The organism is Micromonospora sp. bgisy143, assembly GCF_057708145.1.
The window spans coordinates 60,393-84,263 of the sequence record NZ_JBYIRN010000031.1; the positions used below are offsets into that span (position 1 = coordinate 60,393).

Sequence of the window (23,871 nt, forward strand, 5' to 3'; positions counted from 1 at the left end):
CTGTACTAGTTCTTCGTGTAACAGGTGACCCGGCCGTTGGAGTCCTCGCGACAGTCCGCGCCCTTGGCGCCGAGGATGTTGATCGAGCCGACCAGGGCGGCGAAGCCCAACCCGGTCAGGATCGCCACGCCCACCTTCTCGGCCACCTCGGCGAAGTTGGCGGTGACGTCGAGCCGGAAGCTGACCGGCGCGTACCGGATCTGCTCCCACAACTCGGCGATGCGCGGGTCCTGGCCGCTGATGTCGAAGTCGTCGCTGCTGTGGTCGTCGGTCACCCGGCCGGTGGCGATGGCCACGAACGCGTTCCCGTCCTGGTCGGCGACGTTCGGCCCGGCGGCGAAGCTCCAGCTGTGGCTGAGGAAGCCGTTCTCGTGCACGTGCCCCTGGAACCAGTAGTGACCGTCGCTGGCCATCCGCAACCAGGCGCTGCCCTTGACGCTCGACGGCAACAGGCTGCCGGAGAACGTCTCGCTCCACTGCTGCTCCAGCCGGTCCATCACCACCCTCGTCGACCCGGCCGGATGCCCGACCTGCGCGCCCACCTGTCGCAGGGTCAGCGGCGCCCGGATGTCGAGGTACCGGACGGCGGCCGTACGGACGCTGGTCACGACCTCACTCCCGCGACTTCCAGAAATGGGCGGTGCCGTTCTCGTCCTTGTACGCGTGCACCTTGCCGGGCTGGCCGAGGAACAGGGCCCACCCGACGATCACCACGCCGAGGAACACCTCCGGGATCCACTTCAGGATGTTGCCGATCAGCTCCCCCACGTTCATCTTCACGCTCAGCTGGAAGTTCACGGTGGCGGTGCTGAGCTGATCCCAGTACTGACCGATCCTCGGGTCCTGCCCGTGCTCGGCGAAGGTGTCGGTGCTCGAGTTGTCCGACACCGTGCCGCTCTGGGCGAAGACGAACGCGTTGCCGTCGTCGTCCACGAACGCCGGTGTGGCGACCAGCGACCACTTGTGCGTGACGGCGCCGTTCTCGTGCACATGCCCGTCGAACATGTAGCCGCCGTCGCTGAACAGCCGCAGCGATGCCGACCCCTTGACGCTGGAGGGCAGCAGGCTCCCGGAGAACCACTCGACCGAGGTCTGTTCGAGTTGCGCCAGCAGCCGTCGGGTCGACCCGGTGGGGTGGCCGACCTCCGTGCCGACCTCCCGTACCGTCACGGGCGCCTCGAACCGCAGGTACTTGTTGGCCGCCTGCCGAAGACTGGTCATGACGTGGTCACCATGATCGGCACCAACGCCCGACCGGTCGGCAGCGGCCCGAGCGCCTTGCCCAGGATCGCTCCCACCGCCTTGAGCGGGTCGGCCACCCGCATCGCGTGTCCCCGGGTGGGGGAGGTGGTCAGCAGGTCGCCGGGGCGCACCGCGCCGTGCGTCGCGTCGACCAGGCAGTAGACCTTGCCGGCCAGGGCCAGCGGGCGACGCTGGTCGCTGTCCGGTCGCCGGTCCAGCACCATCGCCGGCGCGAAGCTGCCGGCGCCGGAGACCACACCGGCCACCGCCGTGTCGTACGGCTTGTCGGCCAGTTCCAGCGCGCCGGTCTCGCCGATCACGAGCACCGCCCCCGGGATCGCCGACGGCAGGTGACCGGCGGCGACGTCGAACTCCTCGGCCAGGTCGGCGTTGCTGAGCGAGATGTCGCCGTGCACGCCGTCGATGACCACCGTGTACGCCCGCGTGTCCGGATTGGCGAAGGACATCGAACTCTGGTCACCACTGATCGCGACCGTGTAGGTGCGCGTCTTGCTGTGGCAGAACTTGATGTGGTTGTTGGCGCCGTCGAGGTCGACCTCGTTCGCCGCGACGACCTTGGAGTTGACCGCGTTGGTCGCGGACACGGTGGTCGCGGACACGTTTGTCGCCGTGACACTGGGGCTGTTCACGTTGTTGGCCGCCCACACGTCGCCCGTCGTGCCGTTGAGCAGCAGCCGGTACTGGCGGGTGTCGGGGTGGGCGAAGGACATCGAGCTGTGCTCGCCGTCGATACCGATGGTGTACGTGCGGGTCTTGCTGTGGCAGAACTTGATGTGGTTGCCCGGGCCGTCCAGGTCGACCTGGTTGGCGTTGAAGCTCCGGCTGTTGACGTTGTTGGCGGCCCACAGGTTGCCGTTCTGCCCGTCCAGGATCGTCGTGTAGGCGCGCTTGTCGTTCGCCAGGCTGATGGTGCTGGTGCCGCCGTTCATTCCGATCGTGTACGCGCGGGTCGTGAAGTTGGTGAGGACGAGAGCGTTGTCTTTGCCGTCGAGCACCACGGCGCGGGCGGCGACGGTGTCGGCGGTGATGGTCGTCGGCGGCGTCGCCGTCGGCGTGGCCGGTGCCGCCTGGGCGTCACCCTTGGCCGCCGGCGTCGCCGTGGCGGGCGGTCCGTCGGCGCGCTGCGCCTGCGCGACCTCGCGGGCCGGCGCGGGTGCCCGGACCGGCGGCGGCGCCGGTGGGGCGACGTCCGCCCGGGCCGGCGCGTCGTCCGGCGTGGTCCGCTGCGGCGGTGTGGTCGGTGCGGTGGTGGGCCGGGCGATCGCCTCGGCGCTGTCCGGGTTGCTGGCCTTCGCGGCCTCGTTGCTGGTCATGTGTCCATTGCAGCCGCGAGCCGGGTCGTCGGGCGTCAGCAGTCACTACGTAGGTCGGCCCAGCCGACTACGTAGCCTCCGGCCGGCGTACGCTGCCGCGATGGCCGCACCACGTCGCATCCTGGTCTACGGGGTGTACGGGGCGGGCAAGTCCACCCTCGCCGCGCGGTTGGCGCAGCGCCTCGGGGTGCCGTGGTATCCGGTGGACGACCTGCTGTGGCTGCCGGGCTGGGTGGAGGTGCCGGTTGCCCAGCAGCGCAGCCGCATCGAGCAGATCTGCCGCCGGGACGCCTGGATCCTCGACGGCGCGTACCACGGGTGGCGGGACGTACCGCTGGCGCGCGCCGACCTGGTGGTGGCCCTGGACTATCCGCGGTGGCTGTCGTTCGGGCGGCTGCTGCGTCGTACGCTGCGCCGCCTGGGCACCGGGGAGGTGATCTGCAACGGGAACCGCGAAAGCCTCGGCAGTGTGCTGTCCCGGGACTCGATCCTGCTCTGGCACCTCACCGCGTTCGGTCGCGCGCGGCGGCGGATGCGGGCCTGGCAGGCCGATCCGGCCGGTCCGCCGGTGCTGCTGTTCACGCACCCCGCGGCCCTGGACGACTGGCTGGCGAGCCTGCCGACCCGATGAGCGGGGCTCAGCCCGGCCGCTTCTCGACCCGGGTCGCCCGGCCGAGGACGCACGGCGAGGAAGGGCTGGAACTGCCGGTCGGGAACCGGAAACGCCGCAGCTCCTCGACGGCGAACCCGGTCGCCGCGATGGCGGCCGTGGTGTCGCGGCCGGTGTGGCAACCGGCGAACAGTTTCGGCCACAGCGTGGCGTCGGAGATCCGCTGGACCCGGCGCAGGCGGCTGGTCTCCTCGGCGGCGACGTGCTCGAAGAAGCGCAGTTCCCCACCGGGACGCAGCACACGGTGGATCTCGGCGAGCGCCGCCACCTGGTCGGGCACGGTACACAGCACCAGCGCGACCACGGCCGCGTCGAACTCGCCGTCGGCGGCGGGTAACGCCTCGGCCAGGCCGTCGACGACGGTGACCGGCACCGGCGCGGCCGGGGCCGCCCGGACGGCGGCGGCGCGCAGGCGGGGTTCCGGCTCGACGGCGACGACCTCGGTCACGGTCCGGGGGTAGTGGGTGAACATCCGCCCGTTGCCGGCCCCGACCTCGATCACCCGGCCGGTCAGCCCGGCGGCCAGGTGGTGCCGGAACTCGGCGGTGCCGGCGCGGTCCATGGCGACGCTGAGCCGCTCGTAGACGCGCGCGAACACCGGGTGGGACACAGCGGCCACGTCGACCTCCAAGGTTCCCGAGCGGCGACCACAATCATGCGTGGCAATGTCAACCGCGTCGTTGCGGCGCGCTCCGTAGGCTGGTTCCGTCAGGCGAACTCGTCCACCGGAAGTGGTTCGATCATGAAGGTTGTCGTCGTCGGCGGAAGCGGTCTCATCGGTTCCAAGGTCGTGCGGAACCTCGGTGGGCAGGGCCACGAGGCGGTGGCGGCCTCCCCGAAGACCGGCGTGAACACGCTGACCGGCGAGGGGGTGGCCGAGGCGCTCGACGGTGCCGCCGTCGTCGTGGACGTGTCGAACTCCCCGTCGTTCGAGGACACCGCCGTCCGGGAGTTCTTCGAGACGTCGACGCGGAACCTCCTGGCCGCCGCCGCCACCGCCGGGGTGCGGCACTACGTGGTGCTCTCGATCGTGGGCTCCGACCGGCTGCCGGAGAGCGGGTACATGCGGGCGAAGGTCGCGCAGGAGAAACTCGTCGCCGCGTCCGGGCTGCCGTACACGGTGATCCACGCTACGCAGTTCTTCGAGTTCCTGCCGGGCATCGTCGACGCCGCCACGGACGGCGACACGGCCCGGTTGGCGCCGGTGTTCATCCAACCCATGGCGGCGGACGACGTCGCGGCCGAGGTGACCGCGATCGCGCTCGACGCACCGACGAACGGCGTCGTCGAGATCGCCGGCCCGGAGCAGTTCCGTCTCGACGAGCTGGGGCGGTCCGTCCTCGCCGACCGCCACGACTCCCGCTCGGTGGTGGTCGACCCCGGGGCCCGCTACTTCGGCGCCACGCTCGAGGAACGCTCGCTCGTACCGGCCGACGGCGCCCGCATCCCCGGTACGCGCCTCGACGAGTGGCGCGCCCGGGCAGCGAGCTAGCCGCCCGCACCGGACGGCGTCTGCCGGAGGCGGTTCGCCAACTCCCGGACCGCCGCCGCGAACCGTTCGTCGGAGTCGGACGGCCAGTGTCCGAGGATCGGCGGCGGAACGCTGTCGCCGGGCGGGGTCACCACGTCGCTGGGGTCGATCTCCCGGCGGTCCACCGTGGCGGCCGGGTCGCCGTCGGACGCCTCGGGTCCCCGATCGGGGAAGACGCGCCCGCCGATCGGGTCGGTGTCCCGCCAGAGGTTGACCCACCGCCAGCCGACCCGGTCGCCGATCTCGCGCAGCACCGCGTCGTCGAGGTAGGCGGGGAAGAGCCGCGCGTAGAGCCGGCGCAGCGGTGAGCCGTGCGTGAGCAGGGCGACCCGCTCGCCGATCCGGGGTGGCAACTGGAGCACCGCGGCGGCGAGCAGGACCGAGCCGTGACTGTGCCCGGAGAGCAGCACGCGGTCACCGCGCTCGACCAGGTAGGTGATCCTTCGCGTCAGCTCGGGCACCGCCCGCTCGGCGTAGCACGGCGGCGCGAAGGGATGGGCGGCCCGGGGCCAGAAGGTGCCGAGGTCCCAGATGACCCCGATGTGCCGTCGGAAGCTGGTGGTGCGGTAGGCGAAGATGCCGGCGAGGACCAGGCCGACGAGGCCCACCGCCTTCACCCAACTGGTGAACGCGATGCTGAAGGTGACCGCGTCGGCCGGCAACCGGGTGACCCGCTCGATGACGTCGCCCGGGAACACCCCCAGCAGACCCAGGGTCGTGGTGGCGGCGCCGGCCGCGGAGAGGCAGCCGAAGATCACGCCCAGCAGCACCAGGCGTTCGGTGAAGCTGGCCCGGGCCAGCGCGTCGCGTACCTGTCGCAGCCGCGGCCCGGCCTCCGCCGGCGGGTCCGGGTAGTCGCGGGCGACGATCGCCGCCGCCCGGTGCCGCCGGCCGGGGCGGGAGAGCACGATGACCAGGCCCGCGACGATCACCGTGACCACCGCGGTGCGGAGAAAACCGAAGATCGCCCAGGTGTACGCCCGGGGCGGGCCGGTGGCGATGGCCTCCCCGGTCGGCAGGTCGCGGTCGAGGTAGTCCGCCACCCGGTACACCAGCTCGGCGGAGTACCCCACCGCGGTGCTGATCGCCGCCGCCGAGATGACCAGCGCTCCCAGCCCGAACAGCGGGCTGCCTCTGCGTCGCCAGAGCAGGATCACGCCGAGGGCGGCCAGCAGGACCGTCTGGGTGGCGAACAGCCAGACCAGCGTCCGGTCGTAGCCGGGCAGCGCGCTGTCCTCGCGCCAGTCGGCCGGGCTGGTCGCGACGTGGGCCGTGACCGCGACGGCCAGGATGATCGCGGTCGTCCGCAGGCCGGTGGTGATCGCGTCGAGCCGCCGATCGGTGGGGGAGCGGTCGATCAACGCAGGGGTGCAGAGCAACGCCGCGCACGCCGCCAGGACCACGCCGGTGACCACCGCCAACGTGATCGTGGCGACCGAGGCGCCCCGCGCGGCGCGGGCGGTGAGCAGGACGAGACTCAACGTGCCGAACGCCGCGGCGACGTGCACCGAGCGCAGCCGCCCCACCAGGGGCTCCGCGTCCCAGGTGCCGACCGTGCTGAGCCGATGCCCGAAGGACCCCTCGGCGGGCGCGCGGAACGCCTCGAACGACCGCCCGGGGCGGTTGCTGAGCCGCCAGACCAGGCCGATCGCGGCGGCCGGAAGCAGCGCGAACACCGCCAGCCGTCGTCCGACGGGTTGACCGCTGAACCAGGACAACCAGCTGCGACCGGCCAGGCAGCGGGGTGAGTTCAGGCAGTGCCAGGCGAGCAGGTCGAGGGCGACGCCGGCGATGGCGAGCACGTACAGCACGGTGAGGGTCAGCGCCAGCACGCGGCAGAGGGACTTGACCACGCTCTCCGAGCGGGGATTCGCCGGCCGCATCCAGATAGCCACGTTGACCAGCAGGAACGGCAGCAGCAGCACCAGCGCCAGGGTGCGGGCGACGGTCCCGGAGGGCAGGTCGCCCCAGCGGTACGCCTCCAGCGTCACACCGCGCGCCTCGGGAGTCGCCCAGCGCGGTCGGACCCGGACGAAGCCGCCCATCCGGTCGCCGGCGACCTGCACCGTCCGGGCCAGGCCGAGCACCTGCTCGGTACTCGCGCCGGAGACGCCGTGCACCCGCAGCTCCACGACGTCGGCGGTGGTGTCGGGGCCGCTCACCCGCGCTGCTCCATCCGCCATCGCCCCCCGAGACACCCCGACCGCCCGGTGCCGGCGATCAGCCCGTGGGTGGCCCACCACCGGTGTGGCGGACCGGGGTCTACCCGACCGGGACGCGTCCAATCGCCCGGGGTTGCCCCACGGCGTCGCGCCTATCCGCCCGGGGCGCTCCCGGCCACCTGGTGCCGGTAGGCGCGTGGCGAGACGCCGGTGACCCGCTTGAAGGCCACGCTGAGGGCGCTCTCCGAGCCGTACCCGACGGCGCGGGCGATGGCCGCGACGGAGTCGGAGCCGTGCCGAATGCGGTCCGCCGCCAGCTCGATCCGCCAGCCGGTGAGGTATTCCAGCGGACCGACGCCGACGACCTTCCGGAAGCGGGCGGCGAGCGTCGAGCGGGAGACGGCGGCGGTGCGGGCGATCGCGTCCACCGTCCACTGCTGGGCGGGCCGGGCGTGCATCGCCCGTAGCGCGGGGGCGACCACCGGGTCGGCGAGCCCAGCCAGCCAACCGGAGGTGTGCTGCGGGTCGCGGGCGAGGTGCACCCGCAGGACCTGGATCAGCAGGACGAGCGCCAGGTGTTCGGCGACGAGCCGCGACCCGAGTTGAGGCCGCCGCAGCTCGATGTCGATCTGGTCGAGGGCCCACCGGATGGTGGCGGCCTCGGGTGCGTCGGCCGGTACGTGGATGACCGGCGGAAGGCCGTCCAGCAGCAGGGTGCGACCCCGGTCGCCCAGGGAGAACGCGCCGCCGATGAGGAACATGTCGGCGCCGTCGCCGGCGTGTGCCACGCCGTCCCCGGCGGCGGCGAAGATCGGGTACGCCGGCTGGACCGGAGCGTCGGGAGCGCTGAAGAGGGTGTACGCCACCGGCCGGGTCAACAAATAGCAGTCACCCTCGGTGAGGGCGATCGGTTCGGCCTCGCCCTCGACACGGAGGAAGCAGCGGCCGCGCCGGATGGCGTTGAACTTGGCGCCGGCCGGCGGGTCGAACCGGACGGCCCAGCGCCCGCCGGCGACCAGACCGGCGGACAGGTGCGCGGTGGCACCGAGCAGTGCCAGCACGTCTTCGAGCGGATCCATCCCACCGTCCTGGACGCTGACGAAAGTACGAAGGACTCCAAACTATAGGCAGTCCAGCGCGACGCTACGTAGCGTGGTGGACATGACAGCGCACACACGCCTCACCACCCCGTTTACCGCCCGCACCACCGCCGCCGAGATCCTCGACGGGGTGGACCTGACCGGGCGTCGGATGATCGTCACCGGCGGCGCCTCCGGCATCGGTGTCGAGACGGTCCGCGCCCTGGCCGGCGCCGGCGCGGAGGTCACCGTCGCGGTCCGTGATCCGAGCCGGGCCGCCGGGCTGGTCGAGGAGTTCGCCGGTGACGCCACGCCGGGCAGCGTCCGGTCGGCCACGCTCGACCTCGCCGACCTGGCCTCGGTGGACGCGTTCGTCGCGGCCTGGGACGGCCCGCTCGACGTGCTGGTCGCCAACGCCGGCATCATGGCGCTGCCGACCCGGCAGCTCTCCGCGCAGGGCTGGGAGCTCCAGCTCGCGACCAACTTCCTGGGGCACTTCGCGCTGGCCGTCGGACTGCACGACAACCTGCGGGCGGCGGGCGCGGCGCGGGTCGTGCTGGTCAGCTCCGGCGCACACCTGAGCGCGCCGTTCGACGCCGAGGATCCCCAGTTCGAGCGGCGGCCGTACGACCCGTGGCAGGCGTACGGGCAGGCGAAGACGGCGGAGGTCCTGCTGGCGGTGGGTATCAGCCGGCGGTGGGCGGCGGACGGGATCACCGCCAACGCGCTAAACCCCGGGTACATCCACACCAACCTCCAGCGCTACGTCGACGAGGACACCATGCGTGCGCTCGGCGCGATGGACGAGGCGGGCAACCTCGTGGTGCCGGACTACTACAAGACGCCGGCTCAGGGCGCGGCGACCACGGTCCTGCTCGCCGCCTCGCCCCTGCTGGACGGCATCGGCGGCCGGTACTTCGTCGACAACCAGGAGATGCCGGTGGTTCCTGGCGGCCCCGACGCCACCGACGGGGTCGCGGACCACGCGATGGACCCGGCGGCGGCGGACCAGCTCTGGGCGTACACCGAAAAGATGATCGCCGCCCGCTGAGCGCGAGCGTCGTCCGACGCCGGGCGCGGCGCGGGCCCGCGTGGCCGCGCCCGGCGTCCAGGATTGATCGGGGTACGGCGGGGTAGCCGCCCGCCATGGTCGCTGCCGGTCGGCCCGGTACGGACGGGGACGCTCCGGCGCGTGCCGGAGCGTCGGCGCGGTCCGGCCCGGCGTCGACCGTCGCGCGGCTGCGGGGCCAGCTGTCGGGCGCGCTGCGGGATCGAGCGCGGCGGGTTCGGGGTATCGGGGGGCTGGCCCTGCAGGCCGGCCTGGCGGCGGCGCTGTCCTGGCTGGTGGTGCGGGAGGTGCTGCACGTCTCGCAGCCGGTGTTCGCGCCGATCTCCGCGGTCTCCACCCTCGCGGCGTCGGTCGGGCAACGCCTGCGGCGCACCATCGAACTGATCATCGGGGTCACCGTCGGGGTGCTGGTCGGTGACCTGCTGCTCGGCGTGATGGGCACCGGGTGGTGGCAGCTCGCCCTCATCGTCGTGCTGGCGATCCTCGTCGCGCTGTTCCTCGTCGGCAGCGCGGCGGTGGTGATCCAGGCGGGCGCCACCGCCGTACTCATCGCCACGCTGAGCCCTTCCGTGCGCGACCTGGAGATTCCCCGCTTCGTGGACGCCCTCGTCGGGGGCGCCGTGGCGCTGCTGGTCACCGCCGTGCTGTTGCCGTTGAGCCCGCTGCGGGTGCTCAATCGGGCCGCGCGACCGGCGCTGGACCTGCTCAGCGGCCAGCTCGACGCCACCGCCGGCGCGTTGGCCGACCGTGACATCGATCGGGCGCTGACCGCCCGGGCGAGGTTACGGGAGAACAAGGGCGAGCTGGGTGCGCTCGTCGAGGCGACGCAGGGCGCCCGGGAGGCCAGCGCCCTCTCGCCGGTGCACTGGCACCAGCGGCAGGGACCGGTGGCCCGGTACGCGAACACGGCGGTGCCGATCGACCGGGCGATGCGTAACGCGGGAACGCTGATCCGCCGGGCGGTGACCCTGATCGAGGACGGCGAGCCCGTCCCGGAACCGATGCCTCGGGCGGTCGCCGACCTGGCCGAGACGGTACGGCTGCTCAAGCGGCAGTTCGCGGCCGGCCAGGAACCCGTGCAGGCGCGCGAGCGGGCGCTCCGGGCGGTCTGCGCCGCCGGTGACGCCTACCGGGAGGGGGTTGGTTTCTCCGGTGCCGTGGTGGTGGCGCAGGTCCGGACGGCCGCCAGCGACCTGCTGGTGGCCACCGGGTTGAGCCAGGAGGTCGCGAACCGGCTGGTCCGCCGCGCGTTCGGGAGCGCCAGACAGCCCGGCGACCAGCGCCGATGACTCTCATGGCAGCAATGTGAGCCATAGGTGTTGCATGCTGAGCCAAAATGGTGCCATCATGGTGCCATGGACTTGAGGCCGTACGTCGAGAACCTGCGTAACGAGTTCGCCGTGGCCGCCGAGGGCGTGGACCCGGAGGGCCGGGTGCTGGCCGAACGGCTCTTCACCCAGATCGAGGCGGCGACCCATCTCACGCTGCTCGAGGCGCTCTCCGACGCGGCCGGCGAGATCACCCGTGATCTCGCCCCCGGGTCGGTGCACGTCCGGCTGCGCGGACGCGAGCCCGACTTCGTGGTGGCCCCCGCCACCCCGCCCAAGGACGGGCCGGGCGAGGTCACCGAGCCACCCGCGGCCCCCGCGCCCCTGCTGCCCCCCGAGGGTGACGAGGGCGGCACGTCCCGCATCAACCTCCGCCTTCCCGACCACCTCAAGGCCAGCGTCGAGGAGGCCGCGGGTCGCGCCGGGCTCTCCGTCAACGCCTGGCTGGTGCGCGCCGTCGCCGGCGCCGTCGGGACCGGTGGCCCCGACCGACAGCCGCCACGCCGGCCCGAGCCTCCGAGGCCCGGCCAGCACGTCACCGGCTGGGCGCGCTGACCCGCGCGCCTGCCCACACCCTCTTTCCGCTCCGCCGACACCCTCCCGGGAGACCACCATGCCTGTTTTCGAGACCCCAGAACCGATCTCCGTCCAGGTCGAGCTGCCCGTCGGGGACGCCTGGATCGCCGCGACCGACCGCACCGACACGGTGGTACGGGTGCGGCCCCGCGACCCGTCGAGCAAGGCCGACGTGAACGCGGCCGAGCAGACCACCGTCGATTTCGCCGCCGGGCAGCTGCGGATCAGGGTGCCCAAGAGCTGGCGTCGGTACGGCTTCGGCTCCGGACCCTCGGTCGACGTCCTGATCGAGGTGCCGAGCGGCACGAGACTGCACGCCGAGGCGGCGTGGGCGGCCTTCCGGGGAGAGGGGCGGCTCGGCGAGTGCCGGATCAAGACCGGAAGCGCGATCCGGCTGGAGGAGACCGGGCCGCTGGAGATCGACAGCAGCCACGGCGAGGTGACCGTGGAGCGGGTCACCGGTTCGGCCCGGGTGAAGGCGTCGTCCGGCAAGGTGCGCCTCGGCACCGTGGACGGCACCGCGGAGATCAAGAACTCCTCGGGTGACTGCTGGATCGGCCACGGTGGCGGTGACGTCCGGATCAACACCGCGTACGGCGACATCACCGTCGACGCCTCGACCGCCTCGGTGGCGGCGCGCACCGCGTACGGCAACGTGCGCCTCGGCGAGGTCGTGCGCGGGTCGATCGAGTCACAGACCTCCTACGGCGCGATCGAGGTCGGCGTCCGGCGCGGCAGCGCCGCCTGGCTCGACGTCAGCTCCCGCCACGGCCGCGTGCACAACGCCCTGGCGGCGGCCGACGGCCCGGCCGAGACCGACGAGACGGTCGAGATCCGCGCCAACACCTCCTACGGCGACATCACCATCCGCCGTGCCTGACGCGCGTCGACCCCCACCACGAACGAGGAGACCATGACCGGCAGCAGCAAGCCCGCGATCGTCACCACCGAGCTGCGCAAGTCCTACGGCGACAAGGTCGTGCTCGACGGCATCGACCTGATGATCACCGAGGGAACGATCTTCGCCCTGCTCGGTCCCAACGGCGCCGGCAAGACCACCACCGTGCAGATCCTCTCCACCCTCATCCCGGCCGACGGCGGTCACGCCCGCGTGCGCGGACACGACGTGGCCCGCGACGCCGACGCGGTACGCGAGCTGATCGGCGTCACCGGCCAGTTCTCCGCGGTGGACAGTCTGCTCACCGGCCGGGAGAACCTGCACCTCATGGCCGATCTGTGCCACCTGGACCGCGCCGCGGGGCTGCGCCGGATCGCCGACCTGCTCGATCAGTTCGATCTGACCGAGGCTGCGGACAAGCCGGCGGCCACGTACTCCGGTGGCATGCGTCGTCGGCTCGACCTCGCGATGACGCTCGTCGGCGACCCCCGCGTCATCTTCCTCGACGAGCCGACGACCGGTCTCGACCCGCGTAGCCGCCGCGCCATGTGGCACATCATCAAGGCGCTGGCCGCCGAGGGCGTCACCATCCTGTTGACCACCCAGTACCTGGAAGAGGCCGACCAGCTCGCCGACCGGGTCGCCTTCCTCGACCACGGCCGACTGATCGCCGAGGGCACCCCGCACGAGCTCAAGCGGCTCATCCCGGGCGGTCACGTCGTGCTGAGCTTCGCCGACCAGGGCGCACTCGACTCGGCGGCCCGGACGTTCACGACGGCCACCCGGGACGACGCCGCGCTCACCCTCGAGGTGCCCAGTGACGGCGGAGTCGGCTCGCTGCGGTCCCTCCTGGACGACCTCGACCGGGGCGCGATCACCGTGGCCGGCCTCGCCGTGCACACCCCCGACCTCGACGACGTCTTCCTCGCCCTCACCGGCCAACCCGACGCCGGACCCCGCCACGAAAGGGCCGCTGCGCGATGAGCACCCTCACCCTCGCCCTGCACGACTCCCACACCATGCTGCGGCGCAACCTCCTGCACATGCGCCGCTACCCGTCGCTGACCCTGATGCTCGTCGGCATCCCGGTCATCCTGCTGCTGCTCTTCGTCTACGTCTTCGGCGGCACGCTCGGCGCCGGCCTCGGACCGACCGGCGGTCGCGCCGAGTACGCCAACTACGTCACCCCGGGCATCCTGCTCATCACGGTGGCCAGCGCGGCGCAGGGCACCGCGATCTCGGTCGCCATGGACATGGCCGAGGGCATCATCGCCCGGTTCCGTACCATGGCGATCTTCCGGCCGTCGGTTCTCACCGGCCACGTGGTGGGCAGCGTGTTCCAGACGATGCTCAGCCTGGCGGCGGTCACCGGCGCGGCGCTGCTCGTCGGGTTCCGCCCCACCGCGAGCGCCGTCGAGTGGCTCGCGGCGGTCGGCGTGCTGACCATGGTCACCGTCGCCGTCACCTGGCTGTCGGTCGCCCTGGGCCTGGTCACCAGGAGCGTCGAGACGGCCAGCAACCTGCCCATGCCGCTGGTGCTGCTGCCGTTCCTCGGCAGCGGGTTCGTACCCACCGACTCGATGCCGACGCCGGTCCGCCTGTTCGCCGACTACCAGCCCTTCACCCCGGTCATGGAGACGCTCCGTCGCCTGCTGCTCGGCGGTGGGATCGGCGCGAACGGGCTCCTCGCGGTCGGTTGGTGCGCCGTCATCACGGTCGGCTGCTTCTGCTGGGCCAAGGCGCTCTACAACCGTCCCCGAACGGCCTGAACCGCCGTCCTCTGACGACCGGCGGCCCGGCCCCGATGGGCCGGGCCGCCGGCTGTCGGCGTGACCGGGTGGCCGCTGCGCGCGCAGCCCGGCCGCCGGGGCCCGAACCGGCTCATCGACCTGGCCTCCGCCGACTGACGAGCCACGCCCCCGATCCCCGAACGGGCCGATCATGGACTCGTGGTGCCCGGATTAGGTCGACTCAACCGCTTGGTCCCCCACCGCAACTCCATGATCGACGCGCGTCAGCCGCCGTCGAGGCATCGAATGTTATCGATAACATCCGCGTGGGCCGGCGTCCTGCCGCGAGCGTTGGCGTCGGAGCGCGGGGTCATGGGGCCCGGACGAGGTGGAAACCCGTTCTGCGGGCCTCATCGTGCAGGGGCGGCGAGGCTGTCGATGTTATCGCTGACATCCGCGCGCGGCGGCGGCTCGCGGCCGCCGCCTTCGGGACGGGGTCGTCATGCCGGTCCGGTATCGACGCGCGCGAGTCGGTACGGCCCCCGCGTTCCGTTACGGAGCTGTTGCAGGTAGATGTCTTGACGAGGCTGGATGTGAGCGTTAACACTATCCCCGTTAACGGTGGAGGTGAACATGGAGCGTGTGGGCGGAGCTGCCGAAAGCTACGTCGTGGGTGTCGATTTCGGCACTCTCTCCGGGCGGGCCCTGGTGGTCCGGGTTTCTGACGGTGCCGAGCTCGGGACCGCGGTGCACGAGTACGGGGACGGGGTCATCAGCGAGACGCTGCCGGGAGGTCGGCCGCTGCCCCCGGACTGGGCGCTGCAGAATCCGGACGACTACCGCGACGTGCTGCGCCACGCCGTCCCGGCCGCGGTCGCCGCGGCGGGGGTGGACCCCGCGGCGGTGGTGGGCATCGGCATCGACTTCACCGCCTGCACCGTGCTCCCGACGCGCGCCGACGGCACCCCCCTCTGCGAGGACCCCGAGCTGCGGGACCGGCCGCACTCCTGGGTCAAGCTGTGGAAGCACCACGCGGCGCAGCCGCACGCCGACCGGATCAACGCGCTGGCCCACGAGCGTGCGGAGCCGTGGATCGGCCGGTACGGCGGCAAGATCTCCGCCGAGTGGCAGTACGCCAAGGGGCTGCAGATCCTGGAGGAGGACCCGGAGATCTACCACCGGGCCGAGCGGTTCATCGAGGCCGCCGACTGGATCGTCTGGCAGCTCAGCGGCACCGAGACCCGGAACGTCTGCACCGCCGGCTACAAGGGCATCCTGCAGGACGGGCAGTACCCGTCCGAGAGTTTCCTGACCGCGCTCAACCCCGACTTCGGTGACTTCGTGGCCAAGCTCGACGGCCCGCTGCTGCCGCTCGGCGCCCGGGCCGGCACGCTCACCGCCCGCGCCTCGGCCTGGACCGGCCTGCCGGAGGGGATCGCGGTGGCGGTCGGCAACGTCGACGCGCACGTGACCGCGGCCTCCGCGCAGGCCGTGCAGCCCGGTCGGCTGGTCGCCATCATGGGCACGTCCACCTGCCATGTGGTCAACGGCGAGCACCCGGCCGAGGTCGCCGGGATGTGCGGCGTGGTCGACGGCGGCATCAGCCCGGGAGCGTGGGGCTACGAGGCCGGCCAGAGCGGCGTCGGCGACATCTTCGGTTGGTTCGTCGAGCACGGCGCACCCGCCGGGCTCGACTCGCACGAACGTCTCACCGAGCTGGCCGCCAGCCAGCCGGTCGGCGCGCACGGCCTGGTCGCCCTGGACTGGTGGAACGGCAACCGCTCGCTGCTGGTCAACCACGACCTGAGCGGGATGATCGTCGGGATGACGCTGGCCACCCGCCCGCAGGACGTCTACCGCGCGCTGCTGGAAGCCACCGCGTACGGCACCCGGATGATCATCGACGCGTTCGTCGAGGCCGGGGTGCCCGTCAACGACCTGGTGATCGCCGGCGGCCTCACCAACAACAAGCTGCTGATGCAGATCTACGCCGACGTGACCAGGCGTCCGCTGAACATCATCGCGTCCGCGCAGGGGCCGGCGCTCGGCTCGGCGATCCACGCCGCCGTCGCCGCCGGGGCGTACCCGTCGATCCACGAGGCGTCCCAGGCGATGGGGCGGGTGCACGAGGCCGTCTACACGCCGGACCCGGAGCGCGCCCGCGCCTACGACGCCCTGTACGCCGAGTACCGGGCGCTGCACGACCACTTCGGTCGCGGCGGCAACGACGTCATGCTCCGCCTCCGGGCGATCCGCAACGCGGCGGTAGAGGCCGCCGTGGCCACGCACGAGGCCCCGCTGGAGGTCGTCGCATGAACGCAGAGGTGAGCCGACAGATCGGTGAGCTGCGCGAGAAGGTCGCCCGCCTGCACGCCGAGCTGACCCGGTACAACCTGGTCGCCTGGACGTCCGGCAACGTCTCCGCGCGGGTTCCCGGCCAGGACCTCATGGTCATCAAGCCCAGCGGTGTGGGCTACGACGACCTCACGGCCGAGACGATGGTGGTCTGCGACCTCGACGGCGTCCTCGTCGAGGGCGACCTGGCGCCGTCCAGCGACACGGCCGCCCACGCCTACGTCTACCGCGCGATGCCCGAGGTCGGCGGCGTGGTGCACACGCACAGCTCGTACGCCAGCGCCTGGGCCGCCTGCGGCGAGGCGATCCCCTGCCACCTCACCGCGCAGGCCGACGAGTTCGGCGGGGAGATCCCGCTGGGCCCGTTCGCGCTGATCGGTGGCGACGACATCGGCAAGGGCATCGTCGCGACGCTCGCCGGGCACCGCTCGCCCGCCGTGCTCATGCGCAACCACGGCGTCTTCACCATCGGCCGGGACGCCCGGGCGGCGGTCAAGGCGGCGGTCATGTGCGAGGACGTGGCCCGTACCGCGTACCTGGCGCGCACCCTCGGGCAGCCCGTGCCGATCGCGCCGGCCGACATCGACGCCCTTTACCACCGTTACCAGAACGTCTACGGCCAACAACCAGTCGCACCGGCGGGCTCCTGACCGTCTCCACACGTCCCGCCGGTCTGCTCCACCGACGCACCAGCACGCACCACCCGCGTACGCCACCCCTCGCACCTCGGCGGCTCACGCGGTCCCCACCACACCCAGCCAAGGAGATCTGATGAGAAAGATGCGAACGCAGCGCGCTATCGCGGTCCTCGCCAGTGTGCTGCTCATCGGCGGCGTGGCGGCCTGCGGCAACAGCGACACCGGCGGCGGCGGGTCCAAGGACGACGGCAAGATCACGATGGGCTTCTCCCAGGTCGGCGCCGAGAGCGGGTGGCGTACGGCGAACACCACCTCGATCAAGGAGTCGGCTGCCGCGGCGGGCATCGAGCTCAAGTTCGACGACGCGCAGCAGAAGCAGGAGAACCAGATCAAGGCCATCCGCAACTACATCCAGCAGAAGGTGGACGTCATCGCCTTCTCGCCGGTCGTGGAGTCCGGTTGGGACACCGTGCTCAAGGAGGCCAAGGACGCCGGCATCCCGGTCATCCTGACCGACCGCTCGGTCGACTCGGCCGACAAGAGCCTCTACAAGACCTTCCTCGGCTCGGACTTCGTCAAGGAGGGCCGCCTCGCCGGCGAGTGGCTGGTCGAGCAGAAGAAGGGCGCCACGGGCCCGGTCAACATCGTCGAACTGCAGGGCAACACCGGTGCCGCTCCGGCCAACGACCGCAAGAAGGGCTTCGGCGAGGCGATCGCCGCCAACCCGAACCTGAAGATCATCGCCTCTCAGCCGGGTGACTTCACCCGGGCGGGCGGCAAGCAGGTCATGGAGCAGTTCCTCAAGGCCAACCCGAAGATCGACGTGCTGTTCGCGCACAACGACGACATGGGTCTGGGTGCTCTCGAGGCCATCACCGCGGCCGGCAAGGTGCCGGGCAAGGACATCACCATCATCACGGTCGACGCCGTGAAGGACGGTATGCAGGCGCTCGCCGACGGGAAGTTCAACTTCATCGCGGAGTGCAGCCCGCTGCTCGGCCCACAGCTGATGGACCTGGCCAAGAAGGTCCACGCGGGTGAGACGGTGCCGCCGCGGATCGAGACCGAGGAGACCACCTTCACCCAGGAGCAGGCCAAGGAGGCTCTGCCCAACCGCAAGTACTGATCGACGCAGGGGGTCGCCGCGCTCGCGTGGCGACCCCGCCGCGTCGCCCCGTTAACCCGAACGGACCGGGCATGACCCGCGACGTCCCGCGCCACGCCCGCCCGCGCCCATCCCATGGGCCGGGCGGGCGCGGTGGGAGCGCAACGGCCCATCCGCGTCGACAACCCCCAGAAGAGGTCTGATGGGATGACGGATAGCCGTCCGGTCCTGACGATGACCGGGATCAGCAAGTCCTTCCCCGGGGTGCGTGCACTCCACAACGTGAACTTCCGGCTCTTCCCCGGCGAGGTGCACGCCCTGATGGGCGAGAACGGCGCCGGCAAGTCGACCCTCATCAAGGTGCTGACCGGCGTCTACGACACCGACGAGGGCACGATCACCCTCGGCGGTGAGCCGGTGTCCTTCAGCGGGCCGATGCAGGCGACGGCCGCCGGGGTGAGCACCGTCTACCAGGAGGTCAATCTCTGCACCAACCTCTCGGTGGCGGAGAACATCTTCATCGGGCGTGAGCCCCGCCTGTTCGGCGCCGTCCGCTGGGGCGAGGTCCGCCGCCGCGCCCGCGCGCTGCTGAGCCGCCTCGACCTCGACCTCGACGTCAGCGCGCCGCTGGGCTCGTACTCCCTGGCCATCCAGCAGATGGTCGCGATCGCCCGCGCGATCGACATTCAGGCCCGGGTGCTCATCCTGGACGAGCCGACCTCCAGCCTCGACGCCGGTGAGGTCGCGCAGTTGTTCCGCATCATGCGGCAGCTCCGCGACGAGGGCATCGCGATCCTGTTCGTGACGCACTTCCTCGACCAGGTCTACGAGATCGCCGACCGCATCACGGTGCTGCGCAACGGCGGGCTCGTCGGCGAGTACCCGACCGCCGAACTGCCCCAACTCGGCCTCGTCGAGAAGATGATCGGCAAGGAACTCGACGTCCTCGAGGGGATCGAGGAGCACTCCCGGCGCGACCTGGCCGCGATCGAGGAGGGCACCCCGCTGGTGGCGGTGTCGAAACTCGGCCGGGCGGGCGCGGTCGAGCCGTTCAGCCTGACCATCCACGCCGGTGAGGTGGTGGGCCTCGCCGGCCTGCTGGGCTCGGGGCGTACCGAGGTGGCGCGGTTGTTCTTCGGCGCCGACCGGGCCGACGGTGGGCAGGTCGCCATCGACGGCACGGCGAGCAGCCTGCGTACCCCCGCGCAGGCCATCGACCAGGGCGTCGGGTTCTGCTCGGAGAACCGCCGGGCCGAGGGCATCGTCCCCGACCTGTCGGTCCGCGAGAACATGATCCTCGCCATGCAGGCCGCCCGGGGCTGGCTGCGGCCCATTCCGCGCCGCCGTCAGGACGAGTTGGTCGACAAGTACGTCAAGGCGCTCAACATCCGTCCGGCGGACCCGGAGGTGCCGGTCCGCAACCTCTCCGGCGGCAACCAGCAGAAGGTGCTGCTGGCCCGCTGGCTGATCACCGAGCCGCGGCTGTTGATCCTGGACGAGCCGACCCGCGGTATCGACATCGGCGCGAAGACCGAGATCCAGCGGCTCGTGGCGCAGCTGTCCGACGGCGGGATGGCGGTGCTGTTCATCTCGGCCGAGTTGGAGGAGGTGCTGCGCCTCAGCCACAAGGTGGCGGTCATGCGGGACCGGCAGATGGTTGCGCAGCTCGCCAACAACGAGGACCTCGATGCGGAGCGCATCATGCAGACGATCGCGAGTGGATCCCACCGGGAGGAGGCGGACCGATGAACGAGACCAGGGGCCGCTATCGGACGATCATCGGTCACCGGCTGTTCTGGCCGGTCGCCGTGCTGGTCGTCATGCTCGCGGCGAACACGATCTACCGGCCCGGGTTCCTGTCCATCGAGCTCAAGGACGGGCACCTGTACGGCACGCCGATCGACATCCTGCGGCTGAGCGCGCCGCTGATCCTCGTGGCGCTGGGCATGACGCTTGTCATCTCGACCGGCGGCATCGACCTGTCGGTCGGCTCCCTCTGCGCGATCAGCGGCGCGGTCGCCTGCATGTACATCAGCAAGCAGTCCGACCAGAACAGCCTCGCCGTGGTGCTGACCGCCCTCGCCATGGCGTTCGGGATCTCGCTGGTGCTCGGCGCCTGGAACGGGGTGCTGGTGGCGGTGATCGGGATCCAGCCGATCATCGCCACGCTGATCCTGATGGTGGCCGGTCGTGGCCTCGCCCAGCTCATCACCCAGGGTCAGATCATCACCATCAACTCGGGGCCGTTCCGGGCGATCGGGTTGGGTCACCTGCTGACCCTGCCGCTGGCCATCTTCATCGCGCTCGCCGCCGCCCTGCTGGTCGCCGCGTTCACCCGTCGTACCGCGCTCGGCATGATCGTCGAGTCGGTGGGTGGCAACGCCGAGGCGAGCCGACTGGCGGGCATCCGCTCCAACCGGGTCATCTTCCTGGTGTACGTGCTCAGCGCCGCCTGCGCGGCGATCGCCGGCTTCATGATGACGGCGAACGTGTCCAGCGCCGACGGCAACGCGGTCGGCCTCTGGGTGGAGCTGGACGCCATCCTCGCGGTCGTCATCGGCGGTACGTCCCTGGCCGGTGGCCGGTTCTACCTCAGCGGCACCATCCTCGGCGCGCTGATCATCCAGACCCTGACCACCACGGTGTACGCCATGAACATCTCACCGCAGACGTCGCTGCTGTTCAAAGCGGTGGTCGTCATCGCCGTCTGCCTCATCCAGGCGCCGGCCTTCCGCGCCCGGTTCAGCCGGCGCAGGAAGAGCGTCCCGCCGCCGCGCCCCGTCGCCGACAAGCCGAAGGAGCAGGTGCCGGCATGACCACCGGATCGCTCACCGTCCCCCGCCGGACCCGGTTCCGGCTGCCCCGGCGGCAGGTGCCGGTGCTGGCCACGCTCGCCCTGCTGCTGGTCATGTACGGCATCGGCGTGTCCCAGTACACGGCGTTCTCGAACGTGCAGGTCATCTTCAACGTCTTCATCGACAACGGCTTCCTGCTCGTCGTCGCGGTGGGCATGACCTTCGTGATCCTCACCGGTGGCATCGACCTGTCGGTCGGGTCCGTCGTGGCCATGACGGCGATGGTGTCGGCGTCGCTGTTGGAGAAGGGCCTGCCGGCGGCGCTCGTGCTCGTCATCGCGCTGCTCATCGGACCGACGCTCGGCCTCTTGATGGGCTGTGTCATCCACTTCTTCGACATCCAGCCGTTCATCGTCACGCTCGCCGGGATGTTCTTCGCCCGGGGCATGTGCACGTTCATCTCGGACTCGTCCATCCCGATCACGGACGGTTTCTGGACCAGGATGTCGCAGGAGCGGATCGGTGACCCCCGGGGCAACTTCGTCTCGATCAGCGTGCTGATCGCCTTCGCCGTGGTGCTCGTCGCCGCGTACGTGCTGGCGTACACCCGCCTGGGGCGCAACGTGTACGCGATCGGCGGCAACCCGCAGTCGGCGCTGCTGATGGGCCTGCCGCTGGGGCGTACCCGGATCGCCGTCTACACGATCAGCGGGCTCTGCTCCGCGATCGGTGGGATCCTGCTGTCGTTCTACACCCTCTCCGGCGCGCCGCTGATCGCCGTCGGCATGGAACTGGACGTCATCGCCGCCGTCGTCATCGGTGGCACGGTGCTCACCGGCGGCTCGGGTTACATTTTCGGCACCGTGCTCGGCGTGCTGGTCCTGGGTGTGATCCAGACCCTCATCACGTTCGACGGCAGCCTCAACTCCTGGTGGACCAAGATCGTGATTGGCGGCCTGCTCTTCGCGTTCATCCTCCTGCAGCGACTCATCGGAATCCGTTACAAGTGACCGCCCCTCTCGCGGAAGGCAACCCCATGGCACCACACCCCGAACCCGAGATCTGGTTCCTCACCGGCAGCCAAGGCATGTACGGCGAGGAGACGCTCCGGCAGGTCGCCGAGCAGTCCCGCCAGATCGCGGCCACGCTCGACGACTCGCCGCAGATTCCCGCCCGGGTGGTCTGGAAGCCCGTCCTGACCAACAGCGGTGAGATCCTGCAGGTCTGCCGGGAGGCCGCCGCCCAGGGCGCGATCGGGGTCATCGCCTGGATGCACACGTTCTCGCCGGCGAAGATGTGGATCGCCGGACTGGACGCGCTGCAGACGCCGCTGCTGCACCTGCACACCCAGTCGAACGTCCTGCTGCCGTGGGACGAGATCGACATGGACTTCATGAACCTGAACCAGGCGGCGCACGGCGACCGTGAGTTCGGCTACATCCAGACCCGCCTCGGTGTGGCCCGCAAGACCGTTGCGGGGCACGTCAGCGACCCGCGGGTGACCGCCCGGGTCGGCGCCTGGGCCCGCGCGGCGACCGGCTGGTCGGCGATGCGGTCGCTGCGCCTCGCCCGCTTCGGCGACAACATGCGCGACGTCGCGGTGACCGAGGGCGACAAGGTCGAGGCGGAGCTGCGCTTCGGGGTGTCGGTCAACACCTACGGCGTCAACGACCTGGTCGAGGTGGTCGGCCAGGTCGCCGACGCCGACGTGGACGAGCTGGTCAAGGAGTACGGCGACACCTACCGCGTGGGCGCCGAGCTGCTTCCGGGTGGTGAGCGGCACGACTCGCTGCGCTACGCCGCCCGCCTGGAGCTGGGTATGCGCGCCTTCCTGGAGGCCGGTGGGTTCCGGGCGTTCACGACGAACTTCGAGGACCTCGGCGGCCTGCGTCAGCTCCCCGGCATCGCCGTGCAGCGGCTGATGGCGGACGGCTACGGCTTCGGCGGCGAGGGTGACTGGAAGACGTCGGTCCTGGTGCACACCGTCAAGGCGATGTCGGTGGGGGTCCCGGGCGGTACGTCGTTCATGGAGGACTACACCTACGACCTCACGCCGGGCCAGGAGCTGGTGCTCGGCGCGCACATGCTCGAGGTCTGCCCGACCATCGCGTCCGACGTGCCCAACGTCGAGATCCACCCGCTGAGCATCGGTGGGCGCGAGGACCCGGTGCGGCTGGTGTTCGACGCCGCGCCCGGTCCGGCCGTGGTGCTGGGGCTGGCGGACATGGGGGAGCGGTTCCGGCTGGTGGCCAACGAGATCGACGTCGTGTCGCCGCCGCAGCCGCTGCGCAGCCTGCCGGTGGCCCGCGCCGTCTGGCGACCGCGACCGGACCTGCCGGTCTCCGCCGAGTCCTGGATCACCGCCGGCGCCCCGCACCACACCGTGCTGTCGCAGGCGGTGGGCGCCGAGGAGCTGCACGACCTGGCCGAGATGAGCCGCACCGAGCTCGTCGTCATCGACGCCGAGACCACCACGCGCCGCTTCGCCGACGAGATCCGCTGGAACCAGGCCTACTACCGGCTGGCCCGCGGCTTCTGACCCGCGTCGAGGCCGTGCGCCCGCCGCCGTGCGGGACGCGACGGCCCAGACCGTGAAACGGGTGGTCCATCCCTGCCTACGGGCCGGGATGGGCCACCCGTTCGTGTCTGCGCCCGGACCCTGTCGCGCGCACTAGCAGGCCCGCGAGCCGGTTGTGTTACGCCTTGACTAAGAGCATGTTATCGCTCACAGTCTATAGTCAACGTGGTCGATGTCGTCGCCTGGTCCGGCCGTGCGCGCGTCCTAACCCCTCGTCATCGGCATCGTGCTGCCGGGGCGCCCGGGGCGCGCTGTTAGCGATCACATGGCCGGGCGTGGTCAGCTCGGTGCCCCGCCCGGTGCCGCGGACGCCGGCCCAGACCGCACGGTTCGCGTCAGCAGAGGAGGATCATGCTTTCCATCGGTCGGGTTCCCCGGGGTGCGCCACGCCGGCGCAACTGGCTGTCGAGATTGGCCGTCGCCGCGACGGCACTGGTGGTCGGTGGCGCGGCCGTGGCGGTGGCCGCGGCACCCGCGTCGGCGGCCACGGTCGACACGAGCGCGTGGTACGTCCTGGTGAACCGCAACAGTGGCAAGGCGTTGGATGTCTACAACCTGGCCACGAACGACGGTGCGCGGATCACGCAGTGGACGCGTAACAACGGTAATCAGCAGCAGTGGCAGTTCGTGGATTCCGGTGGTGGGTACTACCGGGTCAAGTCGCGGTTGTCGGGCAAGGTGTTGGACGTGTCCGGCCGGTCGACCGCCAATGGTGGGGCGATCGTGCAGTGGTCCGACAACGGTGGGACCAACCAGCAGTTCCGCCTCGCCGACTCCGACG

Annotated in this window: 22 protein-coding genes; 16 read left to right on the forward strand and 6 right to left on the reverse strand. The window is 71.3% G+C overall.

Translation table 11 applies throughout. The annotated features are described in order from the left end of the window. Nucleotides 1–5: 5 nt before the first annotated feature. The 3 genes from AC3EN4_RS27430 to AC3EN4_RS27440 are packed head-to-tail and all read right to left on the reverse strand — an operon-like array spanning nt 6 to nt 2,576. Complete coding sequence (locus AC3EN4_RS27430; RefSeq protein ID WP_435208962.1) at nt 6–608, reverse strand: hypothetical protein; 603 nt, start codon at nt 606–608, stop codon at nt 6–8. Between the two features lie 4 nt (nt 609–612). Continuing rightward, the gene (locus tag AC3EN4_RS27435) at nt 613–1,221 is read right to left on the reverse strand and encodes a hypothetical protein (RefSeq protein WP_435208964.1); all 609 of its coding nucleotides are present in this window, start codon (nt 1,219–1,221) and stop codon (nt 613–615) included. Next, on the reverse strand, nt 1,218–2,576 hold the full coding sequence (locus AC3EN4_RS27440; RefSeq protein WP_435208965.1) for a hypothetical protein: 1,359 nt from the start codon (nt 2,574–2,576) through the stop codon (nt 1,218–1,220). The genes AC3EN4_RS27435 and AC3EN4_RS27440 overlap by 4 nt, the downstream gene beginning before the upstream one ends. A 100-nt stretch (nt 2,577–2,676) precedes the next feature. Here AC3EN4_RS27440 and AC3EN4_RS27445 point away from each other — a divergent pair, with 100 nt between their 5' ends. Continuing rightward, nucleotides 2,677–3,207, forward strand: a complete 531-nt coding sequence (locus tag AC3EN4_RS27445; RefSeq protein WP_435208967.1) for a P-loop NTPase family protein — start codon at nt 2,677–2,679, stop codon at nt 3,205–3,207. Nucleotides 3,208–3,214: 7 nt separating this feature from the next. On the opposite strand, the gene AC3EN4_RS27450 is transcribed toward AC3EN4_RS27445, so the two are convergent. Continuing rightward, nucleotides 3,215–3,865, reverse strand: coding sequence for a class I SAM-dependent methyltransferase (locus tag AC3EN4_RS27450; protein ID WP_435208969.1), 651 nt, complete (start codon nt 3,863–3,865; stop codon nt 3,215–3,217). A gap of 123 nt (nt 3,866–3,988) precedes the next feature. On the opposite strand from AC3EN4_RS27450, the gene AC3EN4_RS27455 reads away from it, so the two are divergent. Continuing rightward, nucleotides 3,989–4,738, forward strand: a complete 750-nt coding sequence (locus AC3EN4_RS27455; protein ID WP_435208971.1) for an SDR family oxidoreductase — start codon at nt 3,989–3,991, stop codon at nt 4,736–4,738. On the opposite strand, the gene AC3EN4_RS27460 is transcribed toward AC3EN4_RS27455, so the two are convergent. Both AC3EN4_RS27460 and AC3EN4_RS27465 read right to left on the reverse strand, forming a co-directional pair. Continuing rightward, nucleotides 4,735–6,939: a hypothetical protein gene (locus tag AC3EN4_RS27460; protein WP_435208973.1), complete on the reverse strand. Its 2,205-nt coding sequence runs from the start codon at nt 6,937–6,939 to the stop codon at nt 4,735–4,737. The genes AC3EN4_RS27455 and AC3EN4_RS27460 overlap by 4 nt on opposite strands. 152 nt (nt 6,940–7,091) lie before the next feature. Next, nucleotides 7,092–8,018 carry an AraC family transcriptional regulator gene (locus tag AC3EN4_RS27465; protein WP_435208974.1) on the reverse strand — a complete coding sequence of 309 codons (927 nt, stop codon included), beginning with the start codon at nt 8,016–8,018 and terminating at the stop codon, nt 7,092–7,094. Between the two features lie 82 nt (nt 8,019–8,100). On the opposite strand from AC3EN4_RS27465, the gene AC3EN4_RS27470 reads away from it, so the two are divergent. The 14 genes from AC3EN4_RS27470 to AC3EN4_RS27535 form a co-directional block, all read left to right on the forward strand. Beyond that, complete coding sequence (locus tag AC3EN4_RS27470; protein ID WP_435208976.1) at nt 8,101–9,069, forward strand: SDR family NAD(P)-dependent oxidoreductase; 969 nt, start codon at nt 8,101–8,103, stop codon at nt 9,067–9,069. 95 nt (nt 9,070–9,164) lie between these two features. Beyond that, nucleotides 9,165–10,376 carry an FUSC family protein gene (locus tag AC3EN4_RS27475; protein ID WP_435208978.1) on the forward strand — a complete coding sequence of 404 codons (1,212 nt, stop codon included), beginning with the start codon at nt 9,165–9,167 and terminating at the stop codon, nt 10,374–10,376. 66 nt (nt 10,377–10,442) lie between these two features. After that, nucleotides 10,443–10,970, forward strand: coding sequence for a hypothetical protein (locus tag AC3EN4_RS27480; RefSeq protein ID WP_435208979.1), 528 nt, complete (start codon nt 10,443–10,445; stop codon nt 10,968–10,970). 58 nt (nt 10,971–11,028) lie between these two features. Continuing rightward, nucleotides 11,029–11,871: a DUF4097 family beta strand repeat-containing protein gene (locus AC3EN4_RS27485; RefSeq protein WP_435208980.1), complete on the forward strand. Its 843-nt coding sequence runs from the start codon at nt 11,029–11,031 to the stop codon at nt 11,869–11,871. Nucleotides 11,872–11,904: 33 nt separating this feature from the next. After that, a complete protein-coding gene (locus tag AC3EN4_RS27490; RefSeq protein WP_435208982.1) occupies nt 11,905–12,873 on the forward strand; it encodes an ATP-binding cassette domain-containing protein in 969 nt (322 codons plus the stop codon). Beyond that, nucleotides 12,870–13,658 (forward strand): ABC transporter permease, encoded by a 789-nt coding sequence (locus tag AC3EN4_RS27495; protein ID WP_435208984.1) that lies wholly within the window; start codon nt 12,870–12,872, stop codon nt 13,656–13,658. Before AC3EN4_RS27490 ends, AC3EN4_RS27495 begins: the two co-directional genes overlap by 4 nt. 594 nt (nt 13,659–14,252) lie before the next feature. Then, nucleotides 14,253–15,935 (forward strand): ribulokinase, encoded by a 1,683-nt coding sequence (gene araB / locus AC3EN4_RS27500; protein ID WP_435208986.1) that lies wholly within the window; start codon nt 14,253–14,255, stop codon nt 15,933–15,935. Next, nucleotides 15,932–16,624: an L-ribulose-5-phosphate 4-epimerase gene (locus AC3EN4_RS27505; RefSeq protein ID WP_435208988.1), complete on the forward strand. Its 693-nt coding sequence runs from the start codon at nt 15,932–15,934 to the stop codon at nt 16,622–16,624. Before araB ends, AC3EN4_RS27505 begins: the two co-directional genes overlap by 4 nt. Nucleotides 16,625–16,745: 121 nt before the next feature. Then, the gene (locus AC3EN4_RS27510) at nt 16,746–17,738 is read left to right on the forward strand and encodes an ABC transporter substrate-binding protein (protein WP_435208990.1); all 993 of its coding nucleotides are present in this window, start codon (nt 16,746–16,748) and stop codon (nt 17,736–17,738) included. Nucleotides 17,739–17,924: 186 nt separating this feature from the next. After that, nucleotides 17,925–19,466: a sugar ABC transporter ATP-binding protein gene (locus tag AC3EN4_RS27515; RefSeq protein WP_435208992.1), complete on the forward strand. Its 1,542-nt coding sequence runs from the start codon at nt 17,925–17,927 to the stop codon at nt 19,464–19,466. Then, on the forward strand, nt 19,463–20,533 hold the full coding sequence (locus tag AC3EN4_RS27520) for an ABC transporter permease (protein ID WP_435208994.1): 1,071 nt from the start codon (nt 19,463–19,465) through the stop codon (nt 20,531–20,533). The genes AC3EN4_RS27515 and AC3EN4_RS27520 overlap by 4 nt, the downstream gene beginning before the upstream one ends. Then, nucleotides 20,530–21,522, forward strand: a complete 993-nt coding sequence (yjfF, locus tag AC3EN4_RS27525; protein WP_422739249.1) for a galactofuranose ABC transporter, permease protein YjfF — start codon at nt 20,530–20,532, stop codon at nt 21,520–21,522. The genes AC3EN4_RS27520 and yjfF overlap by 4 nt, the downstream gene beginning before the upstream one ends. Nucleotides 21,523–21,548: 26 nt before the next feature. Next, nucleotides 21,549–23,051, forward strand: a complete 1,503-nt coding sequence (araA, locus tag AC3EN4_RS27530) for an L-arabinose isomerase (protein WP_435208997.1) — start codon at nt 21,549–21,551, stop codon at nt 23,049–23,051. 390 nt (nt 23,052–23,441) lie between these two features. Further along, nucleotides 23,442–23,871 (forward strand): RICIN domain-containing protein (locus AC3EN4_RS27535; protein WP_435208999.1); only part of this gene is annotated, 430 nt, incomplete at its 3' end.